This window comes from Dactylosporangium sp. NPDC006015 (assembly GCF_040614215.1).
Lineage (GTDB): Bacteria > Actinomycetota > Actinomycetes > Mycobacteriales > Micromonosporaceae > Dactylosporangium > Dactylosporangium maewongense.
The window spans coordinates 72,180-98,813 of the sequence record NZ_JBEXUD010000047.1 but is presented as its reverse complement, the minus strand read 5'-3'; the positions used below and the strand labels follow the sequence as shown (position 1 = coordinate 98,813).

Annotated in this window: 21 protein-coding genes; 9 read left to right on the top strand and 12 right to left on the bottom strand. The window is 73.4% G+C overall.

The annotated features are described in order from the left end of the window. Positions 1 to 1,307, bottom strand: a 1,307-nt coding sequence (locus ABZ321_RS47460) for an Hpt domain-containing protein (protein WP_354902966.1), incomplete at its 3' end; no start/stop codon positions are given. Between the two features lie 251 nt (positions 1,308 to 1,558). Between ABZ321_RS47460 and nhaA the strand changes: the two genes are divergently transcribed. From nhaA to ABZ321_RS47445, 3 genes are all read left to right on the top strand, one after another. Beyond that, positions 1,559 to 2,743 (top strand): Na+/H+ antiporter NhaA, encoded by a 1,185-nt coding sequence (gene nhaA, locus ABZ321_RS47455; RefSeq protein WP_344512960.1) that lies wholly within the window; start codon positions 1,559 to 1,561, stop codon positions 2,741 to 2,743. Positions 2,744 to 2,927: 184 nt separating this feature from the next. Further along, the gene (locus tag ABZ321_RS47450) at positions 2,928 to 3,923 is read left to right on the top strand and encodes a sodium:calcium antiporter (protein WP_344512958.1); all 996 of its coding nucleotides are present in this window, start codon (positions 2,928 to 2,930) and stop codon (positions 3,921 to 3,923) included. Positions 3,924 to 3,957: 34 nt separating this feature from the next. Continuing rightward, on the top strand, positions 3,958 to 4,326 hold the full coding sequence (locus tag ABZ321_RS47445; RefSeq protein WP_344512956.1) for an STAS domain-containing protein: 369 nt from the start codon (positions 3,958 to 3,960) through the stop codon (positions 4,324 to 4,326). A gap of 78 nt (positions 4,327 to 4,404) precedes the next feature. Here the strand turns inward: ABZ321_RS47445 and ABZ321_RS47440 are convergent, their stop codons facing one another. From ABZ321_RS47440 to ABZ321_RS47430, 3 genes are all read right to left on the bottom strand, one after another. Beyond that, the gene (locus ABZ321_RS47440; RefSeq protein ID WP_354902962.1) at positions 4,405 to 5,184 is read right to left on the bottom strand and encodes a hypothetical protein; all 780 of its coding nucleotides are present in this window, start codon (positions 5,182 to 5,184) and stop codon (positions 4,405 to 4,407) included. A gap of 241 nt (positions 5,185 to 5,425) precedes the next feature. Then, positions 5,426 to 6,085: a hypothetical protein gene (locus ABZ321_RS47435; protein WP_344512952.1), complete on the bottom strand. Its 660-nt coding sequence runs from the start codon at positions 6,083 to 6,085 to the stop codon at positions 5,426 to 5,428. Between the two features lie 120 nt (positions 6,086 to 6,205). After that, the gene (locus ABZ321_RS47430) at positions 6,206 to 7,492 is read right to left on the bottom strand and encodes a citrate synthase (protein WP_344512950.1); all 1,287 of its coding nucleotides are present in this window, start codon (positions 7,490 to 7,492) and stop codon (positions 6,206 to 6,208) included. A gap of 254 nt (positions 7,493 to 7,746) precedes the next feature. Between ABZ321_RS47430 and ABZ321_RS47425 the strand changes: the two genes are divergently transcribed. Then, positions 7,747 to 8,220 (top strand): hypothetical protein, encoded by a 474-nt coding sequence (locus ABZ321_RS47425; protein WP_344512948.1) that lies wholly within the window; start codon positions 7,747 to 7,749, stop codon positions 8,218 to 8,220. Beyond that, entirely contained in the window at positions 8,217 to 8,888 is a 672-nt protein-coding gene (locus tag ABZ321_RS47420) for a class F sortase (RefSeq protein WP_344512946.1), read from the top strand. Before ABZ321_RS47425 ends, ABZ321_RS47420 begins: the two co-directional genes overlap by 4 nt. On the opposite strand, the gene ABZ321_RS47415 is transcribed toward ABZ321_RS47420, so the two are convergent. Further along, positions 8,848 to 9,900, bottom strand: a complete 1,053-nt coding sequence (locus tag ABZ321_RS47415) for a hypothetical protein (protein WP_344512944.1) — start codon at positions 9,898 to 9,900, stop codon at positions 8,848 to 8,850. The genes ABZ321_RS47420 and ABZ321_RS47415 overlap by 41 nt on opposite strands. A gap of 332 nt (positions 9,901 to 10,232) precedes the next feature. Here ABZ321_RS47415 and ung point away from each other — a divergent pair, with 332 nt between their 5' ends. The 3 genes from ung (at position 10,233) to ABZ321_RS47400 (ending at position 13,830) form a co-directional block, all read left to right on the top strand. Then, a complete protein-coding gene (gene ung, locus ABZ321_RS47410; protein WP_354902959.1) occupies positions 10,233 to 10,907 on the top strand; it encodes a uracil-DNA glycosylase in 675 nt (224 codons plus the stop codon). 7 nt (positions 10,908 to 10,914) lie between these two features. Next, entirely contained in the window at positions 10,915 to 12,627 is a 1,713-nt protein-coding gene (locus ABZ321_RS47405; RefSeq protein WP_354902957.1) for a DUF5931 domain-containing protein, read from the top strand. A 570-nt stretch (positions 12,628 to 13,197) separates the two neighbouring features. Continuing rightward, complete coding sequence (locus ABZ321_RS47400; protein WP_344512967.1) at positions 13,198 to 13,830, top strand: response regulator transcription factor; 633 nt, start codon at positions 13,198 to 13,200, stop codon at positions 13,828 to 13,830. A 2-nt stretch (positions 13,831 to 13,832) separates the two neighbouring features. Here ABZ321_RS47400 and ABZ321_RS47395 read toward each other — a convergent pair whose 3' ends face one another. Beyond that, positions 13,833 to 14,132, bottom strand: a complete 300-nt coding sequence (locus ABZ321_RS47395; protein WP_354902956.1) for a hypothetical protein — start codon at positions 14,130 to 14,132, stop codon at positions 13,833 to 13,835. Between the two features lie 109 nt (positions 14,133 to 14,241). Here ABZ321_RS47395 and ABZ321_RS47390 point away from each other — a divergent pair, with 109 nt between their 5' ends. Beyond that, the gene (locus ABZ321_RS47390; protein WP_354902954.1) at positions 14,242 to 18,411 is read left to right on the top strand and encodes a hypothetical protein; all 4,170 of its coding nucleotides are present in this window, start codon (positions 14,242 to 14,244) and stop codon (positions 18,409 to 18,411) included. A gap of 74 nt (positions 18,412 to 18,485) precedes the next feature. On the opposite strand, the gene ABZ321_RS47385 is transcribed toward ABZ321_RS47390, so the two are convergent. The 6 genes from ABZ321_RS47385 to ABZ321_RS47360 form a co-directional block, all read right to left on the bottom strand. After that, entirely contained in the window at positions 18,486 to 19,379 is an 894-nt protein-coding gene (locus ABZ321_RS47385; protein ID WP_344512934.1) for a Gfo/Idh/MocA family oxidoreductase, read from the bottom strand. 57 nt (positions 19,380 to 19,436) lie between these two features. Beyond that, positions 19,437 to 20,423, bottom strand: coding sequence for a 1-acyl-sn-glycerol-3-phosphate acyltransferase (locus tag ABZ321_RS47380; RefSeq protein WP_344512965.1), 987 nt, complete (start codon positions 20,421 to 20,423; stop codon positions 19,437 to 19,439). Next, the gene (locus tag ABZ321_RS47375) at positions 20,423 to 21,247 is read right to left on the bottom strand and encodes a patatin-like phospholipase family protein (RefSeq protein WP_344512932.1); all 825 of its coding nucleotides are present in this window, start codon (positions 21,245 to 21,247) and stop codon (positions 20,423 to 20,425) included. The genes ABZ321_RS47380 and ABZ321_RS47375 overlap by 1 nt, the downstream gene beginning before the upstream one ends. Before the next feature lie 39 nt (positions 21,248 to 21,286). Continuing rightward, complete coding sequence (locus tag ABZ321_RS47370; protein WP_354902952.1) at positions 21,287 to 22,966, bottom strand: serine/threonine-protein kinase; 1,680 nt, start codon at positions 22,964 to 22,966, stop codon at positions 21,287 to 21,289. 129 nt (positions 22,967 to 23,095) lie between these two features. Then, positions 23,096 to 24,367, bottom strand: a complete 1,272-nt coding sequence (locus tag ABZ321_RS47365) for a glycosyltransferase family 4 protein (protein WP_344512929.1) — start codon at positions 24,365 to 24,367, stop codon at positions 23,096 to 23,098. Positions 24,368 to 24,573: 206 nt separating this feature from the next. Beyond that, positions 24,574 to 26,496, bottom strand: a complete 1,923-nt coding sequence (locus ABZ321_RS47360) for an amylo-alpha-1,6-glucosidase (protein ID WP_354902949.1) — start codon at positions 26,494 to 26,496, stop codon at positions 24,574 to 24,576. Positions 26,497 to 26,634 lie beyond the last annotated feature (138 nt).

Below are 26,634 nucleotides of genomic sequence, written 5' to 3'. Positions count from 1 at the left end.
ACATGCCCACCCTCGTGATACGCCCGCAACGTCAGCGTCCCCTCAGGATTCTTCCCAGCCGCGACCCGCTCCTCAGGCGTCTCGATACCGTGATCCACAGCGTTACGCACCAGATGCGTCAACGGATCCTTCACCGCCTCGAGCAGAGACCGGTCCAACTCGGTCTCCTTACCCTCCTGCGCCAACCGGATCTGCTTCCCGAACGTCGAAGACAGATCCCGCACCACCCGCGGCAACTTCGACCACAAATGATCAATCGCCTGCATCCGGGTCTTCATCACCGACTCCTGCAACTCAGAAGTGATGAGATTCAACCGCTGACCCGTCCGCGTCATCGCCGGATCCGCCACCGAACCGATCGCCCGGATCAACTGATTCCGGGTCAACACCAACTCCCCCACCAGATTCATCAACTTGTCCAGCAGATCCACATCCACCCGGATCGACTGATCCGCGACACTCCGCTTCGACACCGCTTCGTCGGCCGCGACTTCCCCACCGCCCGGTCCACCGGGGGCTGCCGGCTTCACGACGGACGCCGGCGCGGCGGCGGGGGGCGTGGGGGCCGTGGGGGCCGCGGCGGCAGGGGCAGCGGCGGCAGGGGCAGCGGCGGCAGGGGCAGCGGCGGCGGGAGCGACCGGCGGAGGCGGTGGCGCGGCGGCCGGCGGCGCGGCGGCCGGGACGGCAGCGGGCGGCTCGGCGGCGGGAGGGGCGGCTGGGGCCTGTGGGGCTTGTGAGGCTTGCGGCGTCGGTGGAATGGACACCACGGTGACCGGCTGCACCACGAGCACCTCGGCGGCCGGGGCGGCCGTCACGGGTTCGACGACGTCTCCGCTCACCGCGGTCGCTGGAGCGCTCCCGGGTACATCGGCAGCAGCGGCCGCCTGAGGAGCCGGGGCGGGCGTCGAGGGCGCGGAGCCGTCGGTGATGCAGGCGTTCACCGCGGCGATCACGCCCGTGTCGTCGCCCTCGAGCTCGCGGCCGTGCTCCTCGATCTCCGACAGCAGGCCCCGGACCGTGTCGACCATCCGCAGCAGCGCGTCGGTCGTCGAGGGGGTCATGCCCTGCGCACCGTCCCTGAGGCGGGACAGGAGCGACTCGCCGACGTGCGTCACCTTCTCCAGGCGGTTGAACGCCAGGAAACCCGAGGTGCCCTTGATCGTGTGGATCGTCCGGAAGATGGACGACAGGAGCTCGCGCGACCCCGGCGCCGCCTCCAGTGCCACCAGATCCCGGTCGAGCTGGTCCAGGTTCTCGTGCGACTCCACGAGGAATTCCTGGACGATGTCACCCAACTCGTCGCTCACTGCCACGCTCCCCTTCTCCGACGGCCCAATCGACCGCCGGAGCGGGAACCTGAGAGCAAAACACGGCCCGAACGCCGCGGGCACGTGGCGGGCCGGGACACGGACATGAGGACCCCGGCGGCGGAGGCGACCGGGCGGCGCGTTGCGGTCCACAGTGGATCGTCGGCCCGATGGGGGTACCATTCGCCGCAGGTGTGCCGGGAAGTCTGGTCGGCGGACAGGATGAGTCTGCCCGCTGGAGGAGGCCCCCGATGGCACGTCGCACCGCACGGCGGCTGGACATGCTGCTGGAGTTCCTGCGCCTGGAGACGACCGGCGGCAGGCTGCTGCTCGTGGCGACCGGGCTCGCGCTGCTGTGGGCCAACCTGCCCGGCGGCACGTATGAGTGGTTCTGGTCGCTGCGCCCGCCGTCCTCGGCGCTGCTCGACGCGCTGCACCTGGACCTGCCGCTGGCGGGCTGGGTCACCGACGGGCTGCTGACCGTCTTCTTCTTCGTCGCCGGGCTGGAGGTCAAGCGCGAGCTGACCGTCGGGGAGCTCGCCGGCTGGCGGGCCGCGGCGCTGCCGGTCGTGGCGGCGCTCGGCGGGATGTTCGTGCCGGCGGTCGTCGCGATCGTCGTGTCCGGCGGCGCCGCCTCGCACGGCGGGGCGTGGGCAATCCCGGTCGCGACGGACATCGCGTTCGCGCTCGGGGTCCTGGCGCTCGCTGGCTCGGCCCTTCCGTCCGGGGTGCGCGTGCTGCTGCTGTCGCTCGCCGTCATCGACGACCTGGGCGCCATCACGCTCGTCGGGGTGTTGTTCGCGCACGACGTCCGGGTGTGGTGGCTGGCCGCCGGTTTGGCGTTGTGTCTGCTGTACGGGCTGCTGCACCGCCTCCGGTACGCCCCCGCCTGGCTCGTCGTGCCGGTCGCGGCCGGCGCGTGGGTGTGCGTGCAGGGCGGCGGCGTCCACGCCACCGTGACGGGCATCCTGCTCGGGTTGCTGACGCCGGTCCGGGCGGCCGCCGCGGACGCCGAGTCGCCCTGTGACAGGCTCCTGCACCGGCTGCACCCCGTCTCGGCCGGCGTGATCGTCCCGGTCTTCGCGCTCGCCGCCGCGGGCATCCCCCTCGCCGCGGCCGGTGACGTCATCGGTGACCCGCTCGCGCGGGGGGCCGCGGCCGGGCTGCTCATCGGCAAGCCGATCGGGATCATGCTCGGCGCGTGGCTGGCGGTGCGGGTCGGGCTCGGCGCGCTGCCGCCGTCGGTCCGCTGGGCTGACGTGCTGCCGGTCGCGATGCTCGGCGGGGTCGGCTACACGGTGAGCCTGCTGATCGCCCGCCTGTCGGTGCCCGGCGGCGGCGCCGACACGGCCGCGGCGGCGGTGCTCGGGGCCTCGATCGTCGCGGCGGTCCTGGCCACGGTCCTGGTCCGGTGGCGCGGCAACGCCCGGTCGTGACCGGCCGGAGAAATGGTGAGACCGGCATCCACGGGGGAAGACGCCGGTCTCGATAAAAACGATAAGGCTCACGAGCGCATTCCGCCAGCCGTGCGGGGGCTGATTCCCCCGGAACCGGTTACGGATCGCGGGATCGACAGGGGGAGGTACTGTGTCGGTCCGTTGACCCGGACCTAGGAGACTGATGTCGACGCTGCTCGTCGTCGGGCTCGGCCTGCTCGGGCTGGCGCTGCTGACCGTGGGCGCCGACCAGGCGGTGGTGGGCGCGAGCCGGCTCGCGACGCTGCTGCGGGTCGCGCCGGTCATCGTCGGTGTCGTCGTGATCGGGCTGGGCACCAGCGCCCCCGAGTTCGTGGTGTCCGGCACCGCCGCGGTCCGCGACAACGCGGGCCTGGCGCTGGGCAACCTCGTCGGCTCCAACATCCTCAACGTGACCCTGGTCCTGGGGGTCGTCGCGGTCGTGTCGCCGGTGATGGTGCGCTCGTCGGTGCCGGTGCGGGAGGCGCCGCTGATGGCGGCCGCGGTCGCGGTGTTCGGCGCGTTCGCGCTGGTCGGGCTGAAGTTCGTGGCCGGGCTGCTGCTCGCCGTCCTCAGCGTCGGCGCGCTCGCCCTGCTGGTGCGGCTGTCCCGGGTACAGGACGGGGATCCGCTGCCCGAGGACGTGGCCGCGTTCGTGTCGCCGGTCCGGGCGCGCCGCTGGTGGGTCTTCTGGTCGCCGGGGCCCCGCCGGTGGTGGGTCGAGGCGCTGCGGACCGTCGCCGGGCTCGCCGCGACACTCGGCGGGGCGCAGCTGCTGGTCGACAACGCGGTCACGCTCGCGCACCGGTGGGGCGTCAGCGACCAGGTCATCGGCTTCACGCTGGTCGCGTTCGGCACGTCGCTGCCGGAGCTGATGACGTCGGTGCAGGCGCAGCGGCGCGGCGAGGGCGACCTCCTCGTCGGCAACCTGCTGGGCAGCAACATCTTCAACAGCCTGATCGGCGGCGCGGTCGTCGGTCTCGCCGCGGGCAGCTCGACGATCGCGCCGTTCGGGTTCGCCGCGGTCACCGCGATGGTGTTCGCCGCGGTCCTCGCGTGGCTGCTGCTGTGGCGGGGCAGCAGGATCACCCGCCCGGAGGCTTGCGTCCTGCTGGCGGCGTACGTGTGTGTCCTGCCACTGCTGATCTCCGCCAACCCGTGAGTTTCCGTTTGGCGGGACTGGGTACGCGACTCGAATGGGCGACGCGATGGTCCGGACACACCGCTCCGGAGACGTACTTGTGGTGGAAGTGTTGGGTCCTCTGGAAGCCGCGACGGTAGGCGCGCTGCGGTCCGTGGTCCTCGACACGATCGACGCCCACCGGCCGGCGGTGCTCACCGTCGACCTGCGGCGCGTCCCGTTCATGGACTCGATCGGCATCGGCACCCTGGTCGCGATCAACAACAAGGCCCGTGACGTCGGCGGCCGGATGGAGGTGCGCAGCCCGTCACCGTTCGTGCACCGGCTCCTGCAGGTCACCGGGCTGACGGAGCTGTTCGGGCTGCCCGACCTTCCCGTCGACGCCCCGGTCTCGGGCGCCGGCCTGATCCTTCCATCGTCCTAGGTCTTTCCGGTTCCGTTTTCCGGCGTCGGTACCGGCGGCGCCGCCCACTTCGATCGCCGTCTTTGATCGGCGTCGGCGTCAGTACCGGTCGACGATGACGCTGGAGACGCCGGCGGTGTTGTCGATCTCGTACCTGTCGGCGGCGGCCGGGTCACCGCTGGAGAACGCGGCGCCGCCGGCCACGCCGTCGTGCCGGGTGCCGTCGAGCGTGACGCTGCCGGCGCCGCCGCCGGCGACGACCTTCACGGGCCCGCCCTGCGGCAGGTGGACGCGGAACGTGGAGGCGCCGCCGCTCATCCGCACGGGCACGACGCCCTTCGCGGCGGGCAGGGTCAGCTCGATGCTCGACACGCCCCCCACGTATTCGACGCCGCCGATCTCACGCAGCCCGCGCAGGTCCGCGGTGTTGCTCGTGGCACCGGCCGTGAACCGGACCGTCCAGCGGACGGCACGGTTGAGCTCGACGCTGACGACGCCCCTGTCGGCCTTGCCGTTTCCCGAGTCCCGCAGTTGCACGCCGACGCGGCCGTCGACGCTGGTGACGCTCGGGACCGTCCGGCCGTCGCCGGGCGTGCTCACCCGGAACAGCGTGTCGCCGAGGTCCGCGGCGGTGACCGTGACCGCGGTGGCCCCGCTGAGCAGGTCCAGGGTCGCCGGGTCACGGCCGGCGACGGGCGCGGTGACGGTGTGCTGCGCGCCGCCGCCCCGGGGATGCTGGATCCGCCAGATGAAGACCGTGACCGCGGCCAGCACCAGGATCGCGAGCAGGATCATCCCGCCGATGAGCCAGACGGTGCGTGGGGACGGCCCGGCGGCGTGCGCGGGGGCCGTGGCGCGGGGGCGGGAGACGGTCACCATGCCGATGTGGTCTCCGCGTCGGTGCGCATCGAAACGCGTCAGCGTCCTACTTCAAGACCGGGGCCGCCGCCACGGGGGAAGCGGCGGCCCCGGCGTCCTTGGGATGCAACGCAATGTACTCCCAACGTGAGCCACTGCACAGCCCCAAACCGTGCCGTCTTCCCACCTTCCGCGGAACTGTCCTATGTAGAGCGTCCGGCCGCACGCAACCGCACACAATCCCACAGCATCAGCCGATTCCTCAGCGGAGTGCCGCGGCGCGGCGGCCGGCCTCGGCCGGCGTGAGCAGTTCGCCGTCCAGCACGACGGCCCAGAAGGCGGACAGCGGGATCCGCTCGAACAGCGGCGAGCCGAGCCCGTCGAAGACCCGCTCCGGCGCCAGCTTCAGCGACGTGGTCACCACGATCGTGGGGATGCTCTGCGCGAGCGCCAGGGTGCCCTTGATGTTGAGCACCCGGGTAGGGCTGATCGCGTCGGCGCCGGCGATGCCGGTCACCGGCAGCAGTCCTTCGGTGCCGGGCGCGTCGACGGTGCCGGCGGGCAGCTGCGCCGCGACGGCCTTCACGAGGGCGCTGCTGGGGGCGGTGCGGGCCCAGCCGCCGCGCTGGTGCAGCAGGCGCGTCGCGGTGGCGACGCTCGCCTCGACGTCGCGGTCGAGCTGCTCGCGGATCGCCCGCAGCGCCGGTCCGGGGTCGTCAGCGTTCGCGGCGCGGGCGATGTGCCACATCGACGCGTACCCGGGCAGCAGGCCCGGCAGGGGCGCCACGACCGCACGCAGCGTGACCGGGTCGTGGACGAACTCGGCGAGTCCGTCGAGGACCTGCCGGGCCACGCCGGTCGCTCCGGACGTACGGTCCTGCACTGCCGCGGTGAGTAGCGGCGACAACGTTGGCGCGCTCATGAAACCGGTCTCCCCTGTCGAAAACGGACAACGACCCCAGATGGACCTCATGTATGAGACAGCCGGGGTCGATCTCCGTCAAGGTACAAACGAGCAAGAACCGGTCGGCGCTGCGGGTCTTTACCGACCAGCAATCGGCGTGTAATCCCGGGCGCCGTAACCGATGTAGACCTGGCGCGGGCGGCCGATCTTGGTCTCCGGGTCGTTGATCATCTCGCGCCACTGGGCGATCCAGCCGGGGAGCCGGCCGAGCGCGAAGAGGACGGTGAACATCGTGGTCGGGAAGCCCATCGCCTTGTAGATGAGGCCCGTGTAGAAGTCGACGTTCGGGTACAGCTTGCGGGAGACGAAGTACTCGTCGGAGAGCGCGATCTCCTCGAGCTGCATCGCCAGGTCCAGCAGCGGGTCGGGCTTCGCCATCCGGCCGAGGATCTCCTGCGCGGCCTTCTTCACCAGCGCGGCCCGCGGGTCGTAGTTCTTGTACACACGGTGACCGAACCCCATCAGGCGGGTGCTGGAGTCCTTCTTGTCCTTGACCCGGCTGACGAAGCTCGCGATGTCGCCGCCGTCGTTGTGGATCTGCTGGAGCATCTCCAGGACAGCCTGGTTGGCGCCGCCGTGCAGCGGGCCGAAGAGCGCGTTGACGCCGGCGGAGACGGAGGCGAAGAGGTTGGCCTGGCTGGAGCCGACGAGCCGGACCGTGGACGTCGAGCAGTTCTGCTCGTGGTCGGCGTGCAGCAGCAGGAGCATGTCGAGGACCTTGACCGCGACCGGGTCGATCTCGTACGGCGTCGCGGGGACGCCGAACGTCATCCGCAGGAAGTTCTCGACATAACCCAGGGAGTTGTCCGGGTACAGCATCGGCTGGCCGATCGCCTTCTTGTAGGCGTACGACGCGATGGTCGGGACCTTCGCCATCAGGCGGATCGTGGAGATCTCGACCTGCTCCGGGTCGAACGGGTTGAGGCTGTCCTGGTAGAACGTCGACAGCGCGCTCACCGCGGAGGACAGCACCGCCATCGGGTGCGCGTCGCGCGGGAACCCGTCGAAGAAGCGGCGCATCTCCTCGTGCAGCAGAGTGTGGTGCTGGATGCGGCCGGTGAACTCCTCCAGCTCGGCCGGCGTCGGCAGCTCGCCGTGAATGAGCAGGTAGGAGCTCTCCAGGAACGTCGAGCGCTCGGCGAGCTGCTCGATCGGATAACCCCGGTAGCGCAGGATGCCCTCGTCGCCGTCGATGTAGGTGATCGACGATACGCACGAGGCGGTGTTGACGAACCCGGTGTCGAGCGTGACCTGACCCGTGTCCTTGAGTAGTTTGGAGATCTCGAGACCCTCGGGCCCTTCCGTCGCCTTGCGTGCCGGCAGGTCGAGCTCGCCGTCCGGGTATGTGATCTTGTACTCACTCATGCGCGTCGTTCCCGTCTCGTCCCGCAGTCCGGCTCCTGGCCGCGGCCGCCATTGCCCGCGACCGGCGCTTATGGCGCCGACGCGCAGGATTCCAGATGCACCCGCCCCACGGTGAGGCGGGTCGCTCACGTGCGACATTTCCTACTCGTCAACCTCTTGACCAATCTTCCCACAGCCGTCGCGGACGCACTTCTCAGCGAGTTCCTCCGGCATGGGTGTTCGGCGGTCACCCCGCCTTGGTGGCCAATGGGAGCATGCGAAGAATCCTGCTGTCCGGCGGCGTGATCGCCGGCACGACGGCCGCGCTCGCCCTTCCCGGCGTCGCGTCGGCCGAAGGCGCCGGCTCGGTCACCCCGGACACGGTGAAGCCGGGCGGGAGCGTCACCTTCAGCACGGTCTGCCCGGACGGCGTGAAGTCCGCCGACGTCTCCGGCACCGTGCTCGGCCTGGCGGCCCGCATCCCGATGGAGGCGAGCAAGACGCCCGGTTCGTTCTCCGTCTCCGTCGACATCCCCGCGTCGATCTCCGCCGGCACGTTCAACGTCAGCATCGACTGCGGGGACGGCAGCTCTTCAGTGGTCAAGCTGATCGTGACGCCCACCGGCGGGGTGCCGACCGGCGGCGGGTCGACCGCGCGGGGCCCCAACCGCTCGCTGATGGCGGTCGGCGGCGGACTGCTGCTGGCCGGTGCCGCCGGGGCGCTGTTCCTGCGACGCCGCACGGTGTGAGGCACCGGCACCGGCCCCGGCACCTGCTCGTCAGGTCCAACGGCACCTGGCGCGGCGGCACCGCCGTGGGCGTCATCACCCTGGCCGTCGCGGGTGTCTCGCTCGTCGGCGCCGGCTACGGCGCGGGCCCGCCACCACCCGTCGTGGCGGCCTCCTCCGGTGCGGGCTCGGCCGGGATCGCGGGCGCCGCCGTGGCCGCGTCCACCCCGGTCAGGCTGCGCATCGGGGCGATCTCCGTCGAGGCCCCGGTCGAGCGGGTCGACGTCGACCGCGACGGCACGCTCATCCCGCCCTCCCTGCGCGAGGCGACGAAGGTCGGCTGGTACGAGCGGGGACCGACGCCCGGCGAGAACGGCAACTCCGTCATCGTCGGGCACGTCGACACCGCCGGCAGCGGGCCCGCGGTGTTCTTCCGGCTCGGCCTGCTCAAACCCGGCGACGCGATCGTCGTGGCGCGGCGCGACGGCTCGTCGGTCACGTTCGCCGTCGACGGCGTGCGGCTGTACTCCAAGCACGAGTTCCCCGCCGGCCTGGTCTACGGCCCGGCCACCCGCCCCCAGCTGCGGCTGATCACCTGCGGGGGCACGTTCGACCGGGCGACGAGCACCTACTCCGGCAACACCGTGATCACCGCGACGATGGTGTCGTGGCGAGCTGGTCCAGGGTGACGGCGTGGATCCGGCCGGCCGGCACCGACCGCTCCAGCAGCATGTTGCGCATGACCCCGACCGCGAGCGGCGAGCCGCACAGGTAGACGTCGTGCGACGTCCACTCGGCGAAGTCCACCACCACCTGCGGCAGGGATCCGCTGAGGTACGGGTGCGCCGGCCCCCTCGCCACCACCGGGTGCACGGTGGCGTGGGCGCAGGCCGCGGCGTGCTCGCGCAGCGACTCCAGGTCGTACAGGTCGTCGCGGGTCGAAACCCCCCAGAACAGGTGGATGACCCGGTCGTCCTGGCGGGCCGCCAGCTCGTCCAGCAGCCCCTTCACCGGGGCGACGTGCACGTCCTCGGCGACGATCAGGATCGCCCGGCCGTGCTGCTCGATGACGAACTCCCCCTCGGCCCGGTGCAGGCGGACCGCGTCGCCGACCCGCGTGCCGTGCACGAGCGCGCCGGTGGCGTCGTCGCCGGGAGTCGCCTGCACGTGCAGCTCCAGCCGGTTGCCGTCGGCCGGCGGGGCGGAGATCCAGCAGGGCCGCCACGCGCCCGGCACCATCGGGTGCTCGATGACGGCGCGCTGCCCCGCCCGGGCCGGGTACGGCAGGTCGGTCGCCAGGCGCAGCACCGCCACGTCGTCGCGGCGCTGGTCGTGGGCGACGACGGTGGCCGTCCAGAACGGGGTGTCCTCCTGCTGCATCGCCTTTGCCTGGCGCAACCAGCCGACGACGAACCGCCAGGCCTCCCGCAGCGTGTCCGGGTCGTCGGTCTGCACCGCCTCGACCAGCGCCGCCTCGAACAGGTCCAGCTGGCGGCTGTGCGGCCCAATCAGCGCGTCGAGCGCCGGTGCCAGCTGCGCGAGCTGCGGCACCACGGCGCTGGGCTGGTCGAAGTGGTCCAGCAGCCACACGAAGCCGCGCCCGGCCGCGGCCTGGTCCGCCGCGATCGCGCTGTGCAGGACCGTGCGCTGCTCCTGGGGCACCTCGGCGAGCCGCGCGACGACCGACCGCACGTCGCGCACGCTCTCACGCAGCCGCTGCTGGAGCTGCGCGAGATAGCCCAGATCGCCGGGTTTCGGCCCTTCCGCCGGCGCGTCCTGTGCAAGACTGTCCTTTGGCTGATCTTGGTGACGCCTGGGCCGCGGTGACGCCGCCCGATCCTGGGCGGCCTGCTCCAGCTGGGCTTGTCGCCATGCCCAGAGCACTGTCAACGGTTCGCCGCCATGTCCGACCGGTCCTACGTGCGCCACGCTTCCAGTCTCCCGGGTTCCGCACGGGAACGCGGGGATATGTCGGAATTGGCAACACTTTGCCCAGCTCCAAAATGTCGTACCTCTTTCGTAGAGTGCGGTGCATGTCGTTGGATTTGCTCGAGCTGCTCCCCGCCGGCTGGCGGGACCTGATGAAGCCGCACCTGGATCTCGAGATCGTGCACAAGCTCGAAGCGTTCGTGGAGGCGGAGTATGCGGCCGGCCCCGTCTATCCCCCGCTGCCCGACCTCTTCACCGCCTTCCGGCTCTGTTCCCCGGAGGCCGCGCGGGTGCTGATCCTCGGCCAGGACCCCTACTTCAAGGAGGGCCAGGCTCACGGGCTCAGCTTCTCGGTGCGCCCCGGCGTGTCGATCCCCCCGTCGCTGCGCAACGTCTACAAGGAGCTCCGCGACGACCTCGGCGTCACCCCGCCCACCAACGGTGACCTCACCGGCTGGGCGAGCGACGGCGTCCTGCTGCTCAACGCGGTGCTCACCGTCCGCGCCGGCAAGGCCGCCTCCCACGCCAACAAGGGCTGGGAGCACTTCACCGACGCCGCGATCGCCGCGCTCAACTCGATGCCCCGCCGGGTCGTGTTCGTCCTCTGGGGCGGCTATGCCCGCAAGAAGGCCGTCCTGGTCACTAACCCCCAGCACAAGGTCATCGAGGCCGGCCACCCCAGCCCGATGAACCCCGCCGGTTTCCTGGGCTCGAAGCCCTTCAGCCAGACCGACGCCGCGCTCGTCGAGGCCGGCCTGCCGCCGGTCCGCTGGGTCTGACCCCGCCGTGAAGGCCCTCGAGGGACCGTTGTGGCGGGCGCTGCTGGTCTTCCGCATCGCCGCGCTCGGTTATGCGGCCGTGCTGATGATCGGCAACTTCCGGCACTACTACTGGCCCCTCGGCGGCTGGCTGGTCCTGTCCGTCATGGCCGCCTGGACGGTGGTGAGCAGCCTCGCCTATGCGCGCCCCGAGCGCCGCGGCTGGCCGCTGCTCACCGCCGACCTGGCCGTCACCGCCTGCTGCCTGCTCTCCACCCGCTGGATCGTCCAGCCCGACGGCCTCGGCGTCGGCGCCCCCACCCTGCCGATGGCGTGGGTGGCGAGCCCGGTCGTCGCCTGGGCCATCTCCGGCGGCCGCCGCCGCGGCGCGATCGCCGCCCTGCTGATGAGCGTCGCCGACGTCGTCGTCCGCGACGGCTTCTCCCAGGCCACCGTCAACGGCCCCGTCCTCATGCTGCTGGCCGGCGTCGGCATCGGCCACATCGCGCGCCTCGCGATCGACGCCGAGGCCCGCCTGCAGCGCGCGACCGAGCTCGAGGCCGCGACCCGCGAGCGTGAGCGCCTCGCCCGCGGCATCCACGACTCCGTCCTGCAGGTCCTGGCCCTCCTCCAGCGCCGCGGCGCCGAGCTGGGCGGCGAGGCCGCCGAGCTGGGCCGCCTCGCCGGCGAGCAGGAGGCCACGCTCCGCGCCCTGGTCACGTCCAGCGGCCCCCTCCAGCACTCCACCGGCCGCTCCACACCGGCCTCCGGCCGCCGCCCGTTCCGCCTGTCCCGCGCCGCCTCGGTCTCCGCCGCCGGTCCTCCACCTCTCCGGGCCTCCCCTCCCGCTGCGACCGCCGCGGTGTCCACGGCTTCGGGCGGCGCGCGGGCAGCCGACGGTTCCGGCAGGTCGGGGGCGAGCGCCACCCGCGGCGCCCCTGGCTTCCTGGCCTGGCGCCGGCGGACGTCACAGTCCGCCGCCTCCCGCGCCGACACCGACCCGCCTTCTGCGGCCGCTGCTGGTTCCGACGCCAGCGCGTCGGGCGGCGCGCAGGCAGCCGACGGTTCTGGCACGTCAGGGGCGAGTGCCACCCGCGGCGCTGGCGCCCCGGCCCTCCAGGCCCCCCATGGCACCGACGCCCGGCCGCCCTCTGCGGCCGCCGCAAGCTCCGGCGCCGCCGCGGTTCCCGCCGCTTCGGGCGGTGCGCGGGCAGTCGGCGGTTCCGGCAGGTCGGGGGCGAGCGCCACCCGCGGCGCCGCTGGGTTCCTGACCTGGCGCTGGCGGGCGTCACGGACCGCCGCGTCCCGCGCCGCCGGCTCCCGGGGCCTGCCCGGCTGGGACGACACCGGGCACGACCTGGTCGACCTGCGCACCCTGCTCGACCGTCACAACGCGACGGGCGTCAGCGTCGCCACCCCCGCCACCGAGGTCCTCCTCCCCGCCCCGGTCGCCGCCGAGGTGGCCGCGGCCGTCGCGGCGGCCGTCGACAACGTCCATCTCCACGCCGGCCCGGCCGCCAAGGCCTGGCTGCTGGTCGAGGAGCTCGACGACACCGTGACCATCACCATCCGCGACAACGGCCCAGGCATCCCCGACGGCCGCCTCGCCGAGGCCGAGCAGGCCGGCCGCCTGGGCGTCGCCCAGTCCATCCGCGGCCGCATCCGCGACCTGGGCGGCACCACCATCGTCACCAGCAGCCCCACCACCGGCACCGAGATCGAGCTCCAAGTCCCCCGCTGACGCCAACCCCGCGCTTGCCAGGACGCTCCCGCCTCTGAGCCGCACGCTGATGTGCGGTTTCCCTGGCGACCCCCAAGCCCACAGCCAGCCCAGCGTCCGCACCGCAACAACAGACGCAGCGCCGAACTCACACCGCCGAGCAGGCCGGCCGTCTGGGCGCCGTCCAGTCCATCCGCAGCCGTATCCGCGACCCTCCGCGGAGCATTGTCAGCGTCTGCCCCATAGGACGCTCCGAAGGCGACCCGGTAACGCAAGACCTGATGCTGCGCCAGCTGTAGTCACGACAAAGCCGACGCTGCAGTGCTCCGCCGGCTCTGCGCCGCACCGACGCCGCCTCTTGCTCCGCCGTCTCGCTGAATGCCATCTCGTCCATCGCCGCCTCGCTGGTGCCGCCTCTTACCTCACGGCGGCGCCGGGCAGCATCCATCAACCTCGGCGGTGTCCGCACGGTTGCCGGGGTCTCCATGAACCCGAATGGTGGTGGCGGTCCTGGGTGGCAGGGAGCGGGCGGTTGGTTCGGTGGCGGGCCGATAGGGTGCTCGTGTGGACGCTGCGGGACGGCTTCGGGTCATGGTGGTGGATGACCATCCGATGTGGCGCGAGGGTGTCGCCCGGGATCTGGCCGAGGCGGGGTACGAGGTCGTCGCCGCGGTCGGGGAAGGGGCGCAGGCGATCCGGATCGCTGGGTCGGTGCGGCCCGACGTCGTGGTGCTCGACCTGCAGCTGCCCGACCTGTCCGGGGTGGAGGTCATCCAGGGGCTGCTCGCCTCGTGTCCCGAGGTGCGGATCCTGATGCTGTCGGCGAGCGGCGAGCAGCAGGACGTGCTCGACGCCGTCAAAGCCGGCGCCACCGGGTACCTGGTGAAGTCCGCGGCACGGGACGAGTTCCTCGCGGCGGTGCGCCGGACCGCTGAGGGTGACGCCGTGTTCACGCCCGGGCTGGCGGGGCTGGTGCTCGGCGAGTTCCGGCGGCTGGCCAGCGTGACGCGGGCCGAGGACCCGGACGCACCGCGGCTGACCGAGCGTGAGACCGAGGTGCTGCGGCTCGTGGCCAAGGGCGTCACGTACAAGGAGATCGCCGAACGACTCGTGCTCTCGCACCGCACGGTGCAGAACCACGTGCAGAACACCCTCGGCAAGTTGCAGTTGCACAGTCGCGTCGACCTCGTGCGGTACGCGATCGAGCGAGGGCTGGACGAGTAGCGTCACACGCCGTAGATGTCCAGCAGGTAGTGGCCGAGGACGGTCTGCGTGTGCAGGTCGAGGACCAGGACCAGAAAGACGTTCGGGGTCTCACAGTTCACCAGGACGTGCTGCAGACCGCCGTTGGGCATCTGCCACGCGTAGTTGACGCTTCCTTCGCTGAAGTCGTGCCCGCCCAGGTCCTCCTCGGGGATCGCGTCGAAGTAGGGCCAGAAGTCGAAGGGCGGCTCGTCGTCCGGGCCGATCTGCGTCGGCTCGGGCTCCATCGTCGCCTTGTACTCAGCCTCGGTGAGCAACCGCATCCAGCCAGCATGCCCCGTCACACACCGGACAGGAAGATCCTGTTACTCAGACGGGGATGAGTAGGGCACCGGATACCCGCAACCACCTTGCGGCGTCATCCTGATCACCATGACGACGTACCCGTGCCCGTTCTGCGGCGGCCAGGCCGACCTTGACGCCGGCTGCTCCGGCTGCGGTCGCCCGCCGTTCCCCGACGCCGCGGAGGTGGTGCGGCTGGGCGCCCGGGCCGGCGAGCTGCTCGTCGAGGTCGAGGCGGCCCGCGCGGAGCTCGACGAGGCACGCTCCAAGTACCAGGCGGCGGTCCAGCGGCTGAACGCGGTGCGCGCACAGCGCAACATGCTTGCGGCACGGGTCAGCCAGGCGGTGGAGATGGCGCGCCGGGCACTCTCCGAGGCGGCAGCGGCGTCGGTACGGCCGACGCCCGCACCCCCGCAGCCGCCGATCCGCCCCGTGCTCGTGCCGGGCCCGGGCGGTCCGGCGGTCCACGGGCCGGCCGCGGTGCCCCCGGCCGCGGCGCCGGCGGCGGAGGCCAGCCCCCGCACGGTGCAGAACCTGCTGTTCATCCTCGGTGGCCTGCTGCTCGGCAGCGCGGCGATCGTGTTCGCGGCCGTCGCCTGGGCGAGCTTCGGGGTGCTGGGCCGGGCCGCGATCCTGGCGACGGTCACGGTCGTCACCCTCGCGTTGCCGCCGCTCGCGCTGGCGCGGGGGCTGCGGTCCACGGCCGAGACGTTCGCCGCGCTGGGGTTGCTGCTCGTGCTGCTGGACGGCTACGCCGCCTGGTACGTCAACCTCGCCGGGCTCGCCGACACGACCACGCCGACCACGTACGCGGGACTGGTCTTCGGGGTGACCGCCGTCGTCGCCGGCGGGTATGCGCTCGCAACCGGCTTGCGGGGTCCCCGCTTCGCGGCCCTCCTCGCGGTGCAGCCGGTGCTGCCGTTGCTGGCGGCCGACCGGTCCTTCGAGGCGACGGGCTGGACGCTCACGTTCGTCGCGGTGGCGGCGCTCGACGTGCTGCTCGCCCGGACGGTGGAGAAGGCCGCCTGGGTCGGCGCCGGGATCGCGGTCGCGACCGCCGCGCCGCTGGGACTGCTCGCACTGTCCACCGTGGATGGCGTGACCGGCGCGCTCGGCGCCGGCGGGGCGATGCTGGCCCTGGCCGCGGTCATCGTCGCCGCCGGCCTCGCCCACCGGACCACCGCGCACGTCGGCACCGCGGTGGCGGTCGGCATCGTCGCGCTCGTCGCGGTGCGAATCCTCGCGGAGGTGCTGCCGGACCACCGGGCCATCGCGTTCGCGTGCGTGCCGGTGCTGCTCGCGCTCGCCGCGACCGTGCTGCCCGCCCGGGTCCGTGCGGGCGCCCGGGTCGGCGCGTACGTCGTCGCCGGCACGACCGCGGTCCCCTACGCCTACGCCGCCCTGTTCGCCGCCGGGTCGGCCGTCGACGCGGCCCTGCCCGCCTGGCACGGCCCGGCGTCCACCCTGGCACGGATCTTCTCCTGGCAGGTGGCGGCCGCCCTGCTGCCCGTCGCCGCGGCCGTCTTCGTCCTCACCCGGTCCCGCCTGGTGGTCTGGCCGACGCTGGTGCTGCTCGCGTTGGCCGTCCCGGGCACGTTCGACGCCCCGCTGCCGGTGGTGTCCGTGCTCGACTTCGCGGTCCTGGCGGCCCTCACGGTCACCGCACTGCGCTGGTCCACCCGGCCCGCGCCTACGCCTGTGGTCGGACTTGCCGCCCCGTCGCCCGCAACACCCTTGCAGGAGCCGTCGCCCGTCGCCGACCGGGCGCGGACGGCAATCCCGGCCGGGTGGTGGGCGGCGACGGCGCTGCCGGTGGTGGCGGCACACGCGGTCCTCGTCGGGCTGGACACGCCCCTGGCGACGCTGCTCACCATGGCCGGGTTGACCGTGATCTGTGCGGTCTTCGCAGCGCGGAGCGGGTCGGCCAGGTTCGCGGCGCCGGGGATCACCATCGGGCTGGCGGGATTGCCGCTGCTCGCGGCCGCCGCGGTCCGGCTCGCCACCAACGGTGAGGCGTGGTCGGTGCCGGCGCCGATGTTCGGCGCTGCGGGCGGCCTGGCGCTGGCCACGGTCCTGGCCACCGTGGCCCTGGGCAGGTTCGCCCGGACCCGGAACGGAATGGGCACACCGCAGAGCACGTCCCCAGCGCCGCACGGCGCGACCGGCCCGGCGCAGGGCGGGATCAGCGCGGCGCAGGGCGCGTCCGAGGGGCAGCACGGCGGGGTCGGTCCGGCGTACGGCGGGATCGGCGCGGGGCAGGGGACGGCCGGGGTGGGACCGGACGGGTCGGGTGGGGTCGGCTGGGCGGGGGTGCTCGGGGTCGCGCTCGGGGGGCTGGGGGTGACGCTGGCCGCGGTCGGGTTGTCGGTGGCCGATGGGGGGCGGTTGCCGTTCGGGGTGTTCGCGGCCGGGGTGATCCTCGCGGTGTGGTTCGCGGCGACCGGCGCGGCCGGGTGGGGGCGGGCCCGCGACGGGGGTCCTGCCGCGGGAGGAACGGCGGGCGCATGGCTGGTGACAGCGGTGCTGCCCGGGGTCGTCCCTGCGGCGGTCGTGCTGATCGCGGTGGTGCCGGCGGTGTTCGAGACGTTGGTGCGGCCGTACCGGTGGCTCGGGGCCGTCTGGCAGGGGGCGCCCGGCGGCGTGGGGCTTGATCCGGGCGGGCGTTGGTGGGCCGGGGAGGCGCAGGCGTTCGGGCCGGGGCCTGCCGCGGCGGCGCTCGGGCTGGTGGCGGTGCTGGCGGTCCTCGTCGCCCGGCGGACCCGGACGGCCGTGTGGACGCTCGCGGGGGCACCGCTCACCATGGCCGTTGTCCTGGGGTGCCTGGCTGCCGAGGCGCCGTGGCCGGTGGTGCCCGCGGTGACGCTCGCGGGTGGGCTCGGCACGGCACTTGCCGCGGCGCTGGTCAGGCCCGGTGCGCGGGCGATGCGGGTGAACGTGGGGGCGTTCACGTGCTGGTTCACGGCCGGGGCCGGGTTCGCCGGGTGTCTCGCGACGAGACCGGCCACCCTTGCCGCTCTGGCGGCCGTCCTGGTGACGGGCGCGGTCGTCGGCGTGGCGGGGCGGACCGCGGCGGCCAGGACGGCCGGCTGGCTGGTCGGTGCGGTCAGCGCCGGCTGGCTGGCGTTCGCCTCGGCCCGCGCGGCGGAGCTGCCGTTGCGATGGGCCGGCTACTGGGTCCTGCTCGCGGCCGCCGCCGTCCTCGCGGCGTCGGTGGTCGTCCGCCGGCTGCACCCAGCCGCAACCGGCGTGCAGGACGGCGGCGCACAGGTCGTCCCTGGGCACGACGGCGCCTCACCGGCGGCCGCCTCGCAAACGGGAGCCGCTCAGGCCGAGGCCACGCACGCATGGGCCCCGCCCTCAGTGCCCACGCACGAGGGGCCCACGCACGAAGGGGCCACGCACGAAGGGGCCACGCAGGCAGGGATCGCGCAGACGGAGGCAGCGGCGGCAGGAGCAGCCACAGCCGCCATCCACGCAGGGGCCGCACAGACGGAAGCCGTGCAAGCGGCACCGGCAGGCGCAGGAGCGGCGCAGGGCGGCTGGACCCAGGGCGGCGTCGGGCAGGTCCGGGACGGTCAGGGGCGGAACGCGCGGGCCTGGGAGGGGCTCGTGCTGGAGGTGGTCGCGCACGCCACGGCGGTGGTGGCGTTCCTGCTCACCAGCGGGGACCTCGCCGCGATGGCCGGGATCAGCAGCCTCTGGGGGCTCGCGCTCGGGCTGCGGGCGCTCACCGGCGGCCCCAGGGTCGCGTTCGCGGGGGTGGCCGGGGCGGCGCAGCTGGTCGCGTACTGGTTGGTGCTGGCCTCGAACGAGGTGGCGCTGCTGGAGGCGTACACGCTGCCGGCGGGCGCGGTCGCGGCGGGCGTCGGCTGGTACGCGACGCGGAAGCGGGCGGTGGTGGGACAGCGGCCGCTCGGGAGCTGGGTGGCGTTCGGGCCGGCGTTGCTCGCGGCGTTCGGGCCGAGCCTCGCGTCGGTGCTGGTGGTCGAGGGCGAACCCGTGCGGCGACTGCTGCTCGGGACCGGGGCGCTGGTCGTGGTCGTCGTGGGGGCGGTGCGGCGGCTCCAGGCGCCGGCCGTCACCGGCGGACTGGTGCTGACGGTCGTCGCGTTGCACGAGATCGCCGTGTACTGGGACCTGCTCCCCCGGTGGGCTCCGCTCGCCGTGGCCGGGCTGGTCCTGGTGGCCCTCGCGACGACGTACGAGCGACGCATCCGCGACGTGCGACGCATCCGCGACGCGGTGACCCGGATGCGCTGAACCCGCCCGGAGCCGCTGAAACCCGCCCGGATGCGCTGAAACCGGCGCAGAAGCGGCTGAAACCGAGTGGAACGTCAGACGGTGACGATCGTCTGGGTGCGGCGGGCCTGGTCCGCCGCGCTCAGAATCCCGGTGATGAGCGCCGCGTAGCGGACGTCGCACGGGTGCGGCGACCCCGCGGCCGCGGCGATCAGGGCCGTGACCGCGTGGCCGAAGGCGTCGACGGGGGTGTCGGCGCCCCACGCGGGCAGCGTCAGGGCGCCGTGCTCGCCGAAGTACGAGAACCCGAACGACGTGGCGTCGGGGGCCGCGTCCAGGGTCAGCGACAGGGTGCTCGCGGCGCCGCTGTCGTGCCGGAGCAGGAGATGCACGGTGTCGTGGGGCCCGTCGGCGGCGCTGAGGTCGACGACGGGGCCGAGCAGCGGCAGGATCACCGAGAGGGCGTGCGGGCCGAGGTCCCAGAGCCCGCCGTGCTCCTTGCGCCAGGTCGAGCCCGCATAGGGGTTGCCGGGCTGGAAGATCGAGGCGTACATGGTGGCGTGCGCGGCGTACCAGCCGCCGAGCGCGGCGTTGTCGCGCAGGAACGCGTCGACCGCGGGGATGAAGCGGTTGGTGAAGAACACGACGGACGCGACCCCGGTCGCGTCGGCGGCCTCGACGACGGCGGCGGCGGACTCGACGGTCAGCGCGAGCGGCTTGTCGAGCAGGAGGTGCTTGCCGGCGCGGGCGGCCCGGGCGGCGAGGCTCGCCTGGATCTCGGGCGGGAGCGCGACCGCGACCGCGTCGACGTCGTCCAGGAGGGCGTCGACGTCGTCATACGCCTTGGCCCCGAACGGCTCGGCGAGCGCGGCGGCCTTCGACGGGGAGCGGCCCCAGACGCCGGCGAGCGTGGCGTCAGGATGCGCCGCCAGGGCCACCGCCTGTGTCTTCGCAGCCCAGTGTCCCGTGCCCAGCAAGCCGAATCGCATCGGGCCATTCTCCACGAACGCCGCCCCGCGACCGCACGAGCCCCCGGGAAGGCCTTGTCAGTTGTGCCGGTCGATCCAGGTGTCGATGCGGGCCCACCACTCGTACAGCCAGTCGACCCGCTGCTCGTCACCGGCCGGCACCTCGGCGGCGTCGACGGACCACCAGCGCATGGTGATGGTCAGGTCCAGGGGCAGGTGCCGCCACACGTCGCCGGCGGTGAGCAGCCTGTCCAGGCCGGTGTGCGCGACCCAGATGACCCCCGCCTCGGGGGCGGCGTCGAGGGCGGCGAGGGTCCCGCCGGGCCGGGGTGCGAGGACGTGCCGGAGGCGGGCGGCGCGCTCGGCCATCGCGTGCAGGCCGAGGTCGCGCAGGCGCTGGATGGCGCGTTCGCGGCGGGTCGGGGTGAAGTTGCCGCCCTCGGGGAAGAGGACGAGGGCGTCGTTGTCGTCGAGGCCGGTGGCGAGCCGGGCGACGTGCGACGGGTCGCCGCCGCCGTCGGTGAGGAACAGGTTGGGCAGCCGGTTGAGCATGACGTCGATGACGGGGTCCCACTGCAGGGTGTGCTTGAGGACGATGCGCGGCTCCCGGTCGAACCAGTTCATCAGCGCGTGGATGAGCAGGAACGAGTCGCCCGGCCCGGCGTGCCGGCAGAAGACGAGCTCCGGCCGGCCCGGTGCCGCCACGTCCGGGTCGGTGCCCACCACCGCGACCTTGACGCCGAGCGCCCAGCGCGCCTGGTCGTACAACACGTGCAGGAACCGCCCGGTGAGGACGTAGTGCATCCGCTGGAACCGCGGGCCGCGCAGCTTCCAGCCGAACCCGCTGCCGACCCAGAGCCCGAACAGGACGACCAGCGCGACGGCCTCCAGCAGCAGGTAGACGGCGAGCATCCAGGTGACCCGCAGCGCGCGCAGCCGTCCGGACCCGAACGGTGCGGCCAGGGCCGCGACCAGCAGCCACACCGGCATCGTGGCCAGGACCGCGACGATGACCGCGAGGAACACCGGGGCCAGGACGACGCGGCGCAGCCAGCGGGGCGGCATCATGACGACAGGTACGCGCGCGTCGCCTCATACGCGCGGTCGATGCGGGCCCGGGCCAGGGTCATGTTGCGGTAGGACAGCGGTGAGTCGTCGCGTGCGGAGCCGCCGCCGGTGGGGAGGACGTGGACGGTGACGCCGGGCGGCGCCTCGGCCACCTCGCGGGCGAAGCGGTGCCGGCGGGCGACCTCGAACGCGACCTGCGCGACCTCCCACGGCCGGCGCGGCGGGCGCAGCGGCCGTTCGATCCGGCCGACCTGCATGACGAACACGGTGCGGGCCCCCAGGATGACGGCGCGGCCGACCGGCACGGAGTTGACGATCCCGCCGTCGATGAAGTGCTCATCCCCGAGGTGGACGGGCGGCAGCAGCCCGGGCACGGCGGAGCTCGCCAGGACCGCCTCGACGAGGGGTCCCTTGTCGAACCAGTGCTCGGCGGCGCGTTCGATGCTGGCGGCGCAGCACTGGAAGGGCACCGGCAGGTCGTCGAAGGTCGTGTCGGCGCCGAGCTCGCGGGTCAGCAGCCGGCGCAGCGGCGCCGGCGAGTGCAGGTGGGTCCGGCGGGCGAAGCGGCCCAGCTGGCGGGGCAGCGAGTCGCCGTAGACGGTGCGGGCCTCCGGCGACACCCACAGCTCGGTGAGGCGGTCGGCGACGCGCTCGTCCGGGGCGGCGGCGACGGCGGCGCCGTTGAACGCGCCGATGGAGGTGCCGACGACGAGGTCGGGGCGGATCCCGGCGTGCAGCAGCGCCCGGGCCATGCCGACCTCGACCGCGCCGAGCACGCCGCCGCCGCCGAAGACGAACCCGACAGGACCAGGGAAGCGCACGCCTCCGAACGTAACGCGAAGGCGCCGTGGCCGCAGAGGTCAGGCGCGGCCGGGCACGTACCGGGGCGGCGCCGACGTCGCGGAGCTCGCGGGGCGGCTGCCGGTCGGCTGCCCGGACGGGCGCGGACCGCCGCCGCCACCGAAGTCGTCCTCGCCCGGCGGCGGGGGCGGGGGCCGGTCGCCGTCGAACCCGCCGGGCGGTCCGCCGTCCGGTGGTCTCTCCGGCGGGACGCTGGCGGTGGGGCGGCTGCCGTTCTCCGGTGCCGGGACGAGGTCCGTGATCGGCGGGAGGACGGTGCCGCGCCGGCCCTCGGCGTAGCGGGTGTCGCAGGCGACGTCGTTGACGGAGAAGCTCGTCGGCATCGGCATCACGCCGTTGGCGCCGTTCATGCCGATGGTGACGGCCTTGCCGGGCGGGATGCCGATCTCGCCGGTGACGCGCACGCCGCCGCCGACCCGCTGCCAGCTGGCGACGCCGCCGTTGACGTGCGTGACCTCCTGCCCGCCGGGGAGCAGGAAGTGCAGCTGCCACGGTTTGACGGGCCGGTTGCCGGAGTTGGCGATGACGATCCGGGAGGCGAAGGCCTTGTCGACGTTCTCGACCGGCTCGGGCCGGCTGTAGTAGTCGATGCTGCACGCGGGCCGGGGCGCCCACGGCTTCCAGACGGCGAGCGCGCCGGCGCCGACGGCGAGGACCACCGCGGCGACCGAGCCGGCGAGGGCGCGGCGGCTGCGGCGCCGGGCCGCCCGCCGGCTGCGCGGGACCGTCACCTCCCGGCCGAAGGTCGGCTCGGGCGCCTCCCGGTGCCGTGGCACCGGGACCGCGGGCGCGTGGACCTCCTGCGTGGAGGAGCCGTCCTCCCCGGGTAGGACGACGTGGATGCCGGTGGCGGCGGCGAGGGTGCGGGCGACGTACGCCGCGGGTGGCCGCGTGTCGGGGTCCTTGGCGAGGCACTGCCCGACGAGCTGGGCGATGCCGGCCGGCAGCCCGGGGATGTCCGGCAGCGGGTGCGGCGGCTCGTACACGTGGTTGGCGATCATCTGCGTCGGCGTGTCCGCGTGCCACGGCAGCCGGTCGGTGAGGCACCGGTAGACGAGCAGGCCGACGGTGTAGACGTCGGTCGCGGGGATGACGCCGCCGCCGAGGAGCCGCTCCGGCGCGAGATAGGCGGGTGTACCGAAGACGGTGCCGTCCTCGTCGTCGGGGTCGAACGAGCCGGTGAGCCCGGCCACACCGAAGTCGAGGATCTTCGCGCCGGCGGCGGTGAGCATGATGTTGCTGGGTTTGATGTCGCGGTGCACGACGTGGCGCTCGTGCGCGGCGGCGAGCCCGGCGGCGACCTGGGCGCAGATCTGGGTGGCGCGGCGCCACGACATCGGCCCGCTACGCAGCCGGTTGGACAGCAGCTCGCCCTCGAGGAGCTCCATGACGACGTACGGGCGGCGGCCGTGCCGGCCCGCGGCGAGGTCACCGGCCTCGCCGTAGTCGTGCACGGCGGTGATGTTGGGGTGCTGGAGGCGGGCGACGACCTGCGCCTCGGCCCGGATGCGCTCCCGGTTGCCGGGTTTGTTGGCGAGCTCCTCGGCGAGCAGCTTGATCGCCACGTCGCGGTCGAGCACGAGGTCCTGGGCCCGCCAGACGACCGCCATGCCCCCGGTCCCGACCGGCGCGATCAGCCGGTACCTGTTACCGAGGACCTCGTCAGCCGTCCCGCTCACCCAACCGCCGTCCTGATCGATTCCGGTCGCTGTACCCCAGGAACCCTAATCGCCATCCGGCTGCGGCGCGAGACCCCATATGCGAACAGCCCCGGCAAACTTCTCGCCGGGGCCGTTCAAAGATGCGACTCAGATCGTCAGAAGGTTGCCGTCCGGCACGACGATCTGCGGCCGTCCGTGTTCGAGCACCGCGGCGGCCTGCCTCGCGGCGAAGCCGGGCGCCTCGGTGATGGCGGTGCGGTACACGTCGGCGGTGTCGGCCGCGATCGTGGACCAGCCGTACTTCTGGCCGACCATCGTGCGGGCCTTCTGGGCGACCCGGCGGGCGAAGGGCTCGTCGTCCAGCAGGGTGCCGACGGACGCGGCGAGCGCGTCCGGGGTCTTCGCCGGGAAGGTCACGCCGGTCTCGCCGGGCTGGACGATCTCGGCGAGGCCGCCGGTCGCCGCGACGGCGAGGGGCGCGCCGGCGGAGGCACCCTCGAGCGCCACCATGCCGAACGGCTCGTAGATGCTCGGCACGACGAGCGCGTCGGTGGCGGCCATGAGCGCGGGCAGCTCGCCCTCCCCCATGAAGCCGGCGAAGCTGACAGCGCGTTGCAGCCGCAGCCGCCGCACGTCCTCCTGGAGCTCCGCCCGGTGGGGACCGTCACCGGCGATGACGACCCGCAGGCCGTTGTGCCGGGCGCGCAGCTCGGGCAGGGCGGCGATGAGGTCCTGCACGCCCTTCTCGTACACCAGGCGGCCGGCGTAGCCGAGGAGTGGACCCTCGCCGGCGAAGCGGGCGCGGGCGGCGTTGACGGCGCGGGACGGCGCCTTCCAGACGCTGGAGTCGACCCCGTTGGCGACGACCGAGACGCGGGCGGGCGCCAGGTCCAGCAGCCGGGTCACCTCCCAGCGCATGTACTCGGAGCAGACCACCACCCGGCAGGCCTCGTGGCCGAGCCACCACTCGACGGAGTGGATGCACTTATTCATCTCGTCGGGCAGCCAGCCCTGGTGCCGGCCGGCCTCGGTGGCGTGGATGGTCGCGACCAGCGGCAGGTCGAGGCACTCCTTGAGGGTCACGGCGGTGTGCGTGACCAGCCAGTCGTGGGCGTGGATCAGGTCGTACTCCCCGGTGGCCGCGGCGCGCAGGGCGGCCCGGGTCAGGGTGTGGTTGAAGGCCATCGTCCACGCCAGCAGCGTGGAGGTCGCCAGGGGGAACAGCGGCGGGTCCTCCGCCGCGCGGACGACCCGGACGCCCTCGGCGTACTCCTCCAGGGGAGCGCCGGGCGCGTGCCGGGTCACGACGGTGACCTCGTGGCCCGCCGTCACCAGCGAGGTGGCGAGGGCGTGCACGTGCCTTCCCAGCCCGCCGACGACGACGGGTGGATACTCCCACGAGAGCATCAGAATTCTCATCGGTGTCGCCGCTTTGCCGATGGTCTGGTCCACGTGGCCGCCCCCACAGTCGAGTTGTCGATCAAAAACGCCCGCCCTGTTACCCACGCGCGCCAACGCTGACACACGCAAATCGGTCTCGCGTGTGACGCGGTGGGTGGGCTTGAGACTCATCCTGCCGGGCGAGGGTTACCAGGGAGGCAAATCTCATTTCTAGGGTGTAACGGTCAACCGACATTCCGTCGGACGCGCAGGCTCTCCGCGACCGACCAGGCCTGGAACGGGCATCCTGTCGCCCGGTGCGGCGCCTGTCCGTCAGCGGTCTCGCTGACCGAGCCGACGCCCCATTCGTCCAGGTGTGCCTCGATACCGGCCAGCAGCTCCCGGTCGTCGCCCCCCGGAGCGTGCCTGACCGCGTCGACGTACGGGCCGATCAGCCAGGGCCACACGGTCCCCTGGTGGTAGGCGCGGTCCCGGTCGCCGGGCGACCCGCGGTGCGCGCCGGTGAAGGCCGGGTCGTCCGCCGCCAGGGAGCGCGGCCCGAGCGGCGTGAACAGGTCGGACAGCCGCGCCGGCACGGGCGTGCCGCGCAGCGGGGCGTGCGGCAGGCTCCAGGCGAGGAGCTGGTTGGGGCGGGTCGACGGGTCGTCGCCGCCGGGGCCGTCGACCACGTCGAACAGCGGCGCCGCGTCCTGCCCACCGGCGGGGTGCGGGATCCGGAAGCGTGCCCCGAAGCTGACCGTGGCCTGCTCGCGGAGGCGGCGCAGCCCGGTGGCGTCGCCGCCGAGCCGCTCCTTGAGCCCGGCGACGGCGGCGAGCCCGTTGATCCACAGCGCGTTCACCTCGACGGGCTTGCCGGCCCGCGGCGTGACGGGGACGCCGTCGACGCGGGCGTCCATCCAGGTGAGCGCGACGCCGGGGGCGCCCTGCGTGACGAGGCCGTCGGCGGGGTCGACCCGGATGCCGTAGCGGGTGCCCGCGACGTGCGCGGCGACCACCTGCTCCAGGCCCGGCAGGATCTCCCGGGCCAGGTCCTCGTCGCCGGTGGCGGTGACGTGCCGCTCGACGGCGTGCAGGAACCACAGGGTGCCGTCGACGGTGTTGTACTCCGTCTGCCCGGTGTCGGCGGTGTTGGCGAGCATGCCCTCGGACAGGGTGGCGGCGTAGGCGCGCAGCAGCTCGCGGCCCTCGTCGCACCAGCCGGTCGCCAGGAACAGCCCCTCGTAGCTGGTCATCGTGTCGCGGCCCCAGGTGCCGAACCACGGGTACCCGGCGACAACATCCGGCGCGCCCTGCGCACCGGCGACGACGAACGCGTCGGCCGCCAGTACCAGAGCGGCATCCACCGCGTCGGAAGCGTCGTGCACCAGGGCACGGCTGCGCTCCTCCGCACGGTCGATGATCCGCTGTGCGCCGCGGGGCTGGCCGTCGCCGGCCCACGCCTCGACCTCGAGGGCCTCGCCGGGGCGCAGCTCGGCGCGGAACTGGCCGGCGAACCAGAGGTCCTCGGTCGCGTTGAGCCCGCGGGCGGCCTCCTCGCGGGCATAGGCACCCCGGTACCACTGACCGCCCGGCTCCCAGGAAGGGCCGTGCAGCCGGAACGCGCGCTCGACGACGGCACCGTCGCCGGATGACGCGACGACCGGCGGCGGACCGGAAGCACCCCGCTCGCCGTGGGCGTCGCGCCACGTGACGAGTGCCTTGAGTGTCAGTGTGACCGGGCCGGGCGCGCTCAGCAGCCGGTGCACGACGCCGACGTGCGGACTGCCGTGGACCATGGCGAGACCGCGCTCCAGGACGACCGGCCCGATCCGCCAGCGCCACCGCGGGAGGCCGTCGACGAGCTCGAAACGCTCCAGGAGGGTGTGGCCCTCGGGGCTGACGACGCCGCCGTCCCACTCATGCGTGGCGAGCGACACAGTGGCGCCGGACGGCAGCGTCAGGACGGGGTCGAGCGCGGCGAGGCCGAGGTGCCGCCGGGCCGGCCGCCCGGGCTCGGCGACTACCAGAAGGCCGTGGTACCTGCGGGTTCGTAACCCGGAGACGGTGCCCATCGCGTAACCGCCGGTACCGTCAGGAACCAGCCACTCACGCTCCGCTCCTACCGACAAATCACCGCATACCTGCGCACCGAACACCACCATGGGCACAATCTTGGTGGCAAGGAGTGGCAGGACGCGAGTGACTCGCGACAGGATTATTGATCAAGGCAAGATTGGTGGACTGACAAAAGCCACAAACGCAACACCGGGACCGCGCTCAACTTGAGCGAAACATCTGCGACGGAG

Excerpts from the sequence above, each read along its gene's own strand:
- nhaA (WP_344512960.1), top strand. The coding sequence starts at position 1,559 with ATGGCACGTCGCACCGCACGGCGGCTGGACATGCTGCTGGAGTTCCTG.
- ABZ321_RS47450 (WP_344512958.1), top strand. The coding sequence starts at position 2,928 with ATGTCGACGCTGCTCGTCGTCGGGCTCGGCCTGCTCGGGCTGGCGCTG.
- ABZ321_RS47445 (WP_344512956.1), top strand. The coding sequence starts at position 3,958 with ATGGGCGACGCGATGGTCCGGACACACCGCTCCGGAGACGTACTTGTG.
- ABZ321_RS47440 (WP_354902962.1), bottom strand. The coding sequence starts at position 5,184 with ATGGTGACCGTCTCCCGCCCCCGCGCCACGGCCCCCGCGCACGCCGCC.
- ABZ321_RS47435 (WP_344512952.1), bottom strand. The coding sequence starts at position 6,085 with ATGAGCGCGCCAACGTTGTCGCCGCTACTCACCGCGGCAGTGCAGGAC.
- ABZ321_RS47430 (WP_344512950.1), bottom strand. The coding sequence starts at position 7,492 with ATGAGTGAGTACAAGATCACATACCCGGACGGCGAGCTCGACCTGCCG.
- ABZ321_RS47425 (WP_344512948.1), top strand. The coding sequence starts at position 7,747 with ATGCGAAGAATCCTGCTGTCCGGCGGCGTGATCGCCGGCACGACGGCC.
- ung (WP_354902959.1), top strand. The coding sequence starts at position 10,233 with ATGTCGTTGGATTTGCTCGAGCTGCTCCCCGCCGGCTGGCGGGACCTG.
- ABZ321_RS47400 (WP_344512967.1), top strand. The coding sequence starts at position 13,198 with ATGGTGGTGGATGACCATCCGATGTGGCGCGAGGGTGTCGCCCGGGAT.
- ABZ321_RS47395 (WP_354902956.1), bottom strand. The coding sequence starts at position 14,132 with ATGCGGTTGCTCACCGAGGCTGAGTACAAGGCGACGATGGAGCCCGAG.
- ABZ321_RS47390 (WP_354902954.1), top strand. The coding sequence starts at position 14,242 with ATGACGACGTACCCGTGCCCGTTCTGCGGCGGCCAGGCCGACCTTGAC.
- ABZ321_RS47385 (WP_344512934.1), bottom strand. The coding sequence starts at position 19,379 with ATGCGATTCGGCTTGCTGGGCACGGGACACTGGGCTGCGAAGACACAG.
- ABZ321_RS47380 (WP_344512965.1), bottom strand. The coding sequence starts at position 20,423 with ATGCCGCCCCGCTGGCTGCGCCGCGTCGTCCTGGCCCCGGTGTTCCTC.
- ABZ321_RS47365 (WP_344512929.1), bottom strand. The coding sequence starts at position 24,367 with ATGAGAATTCTGATGCTCTCGTGGGAGTATCCACCCGTCGTCGTCGGC.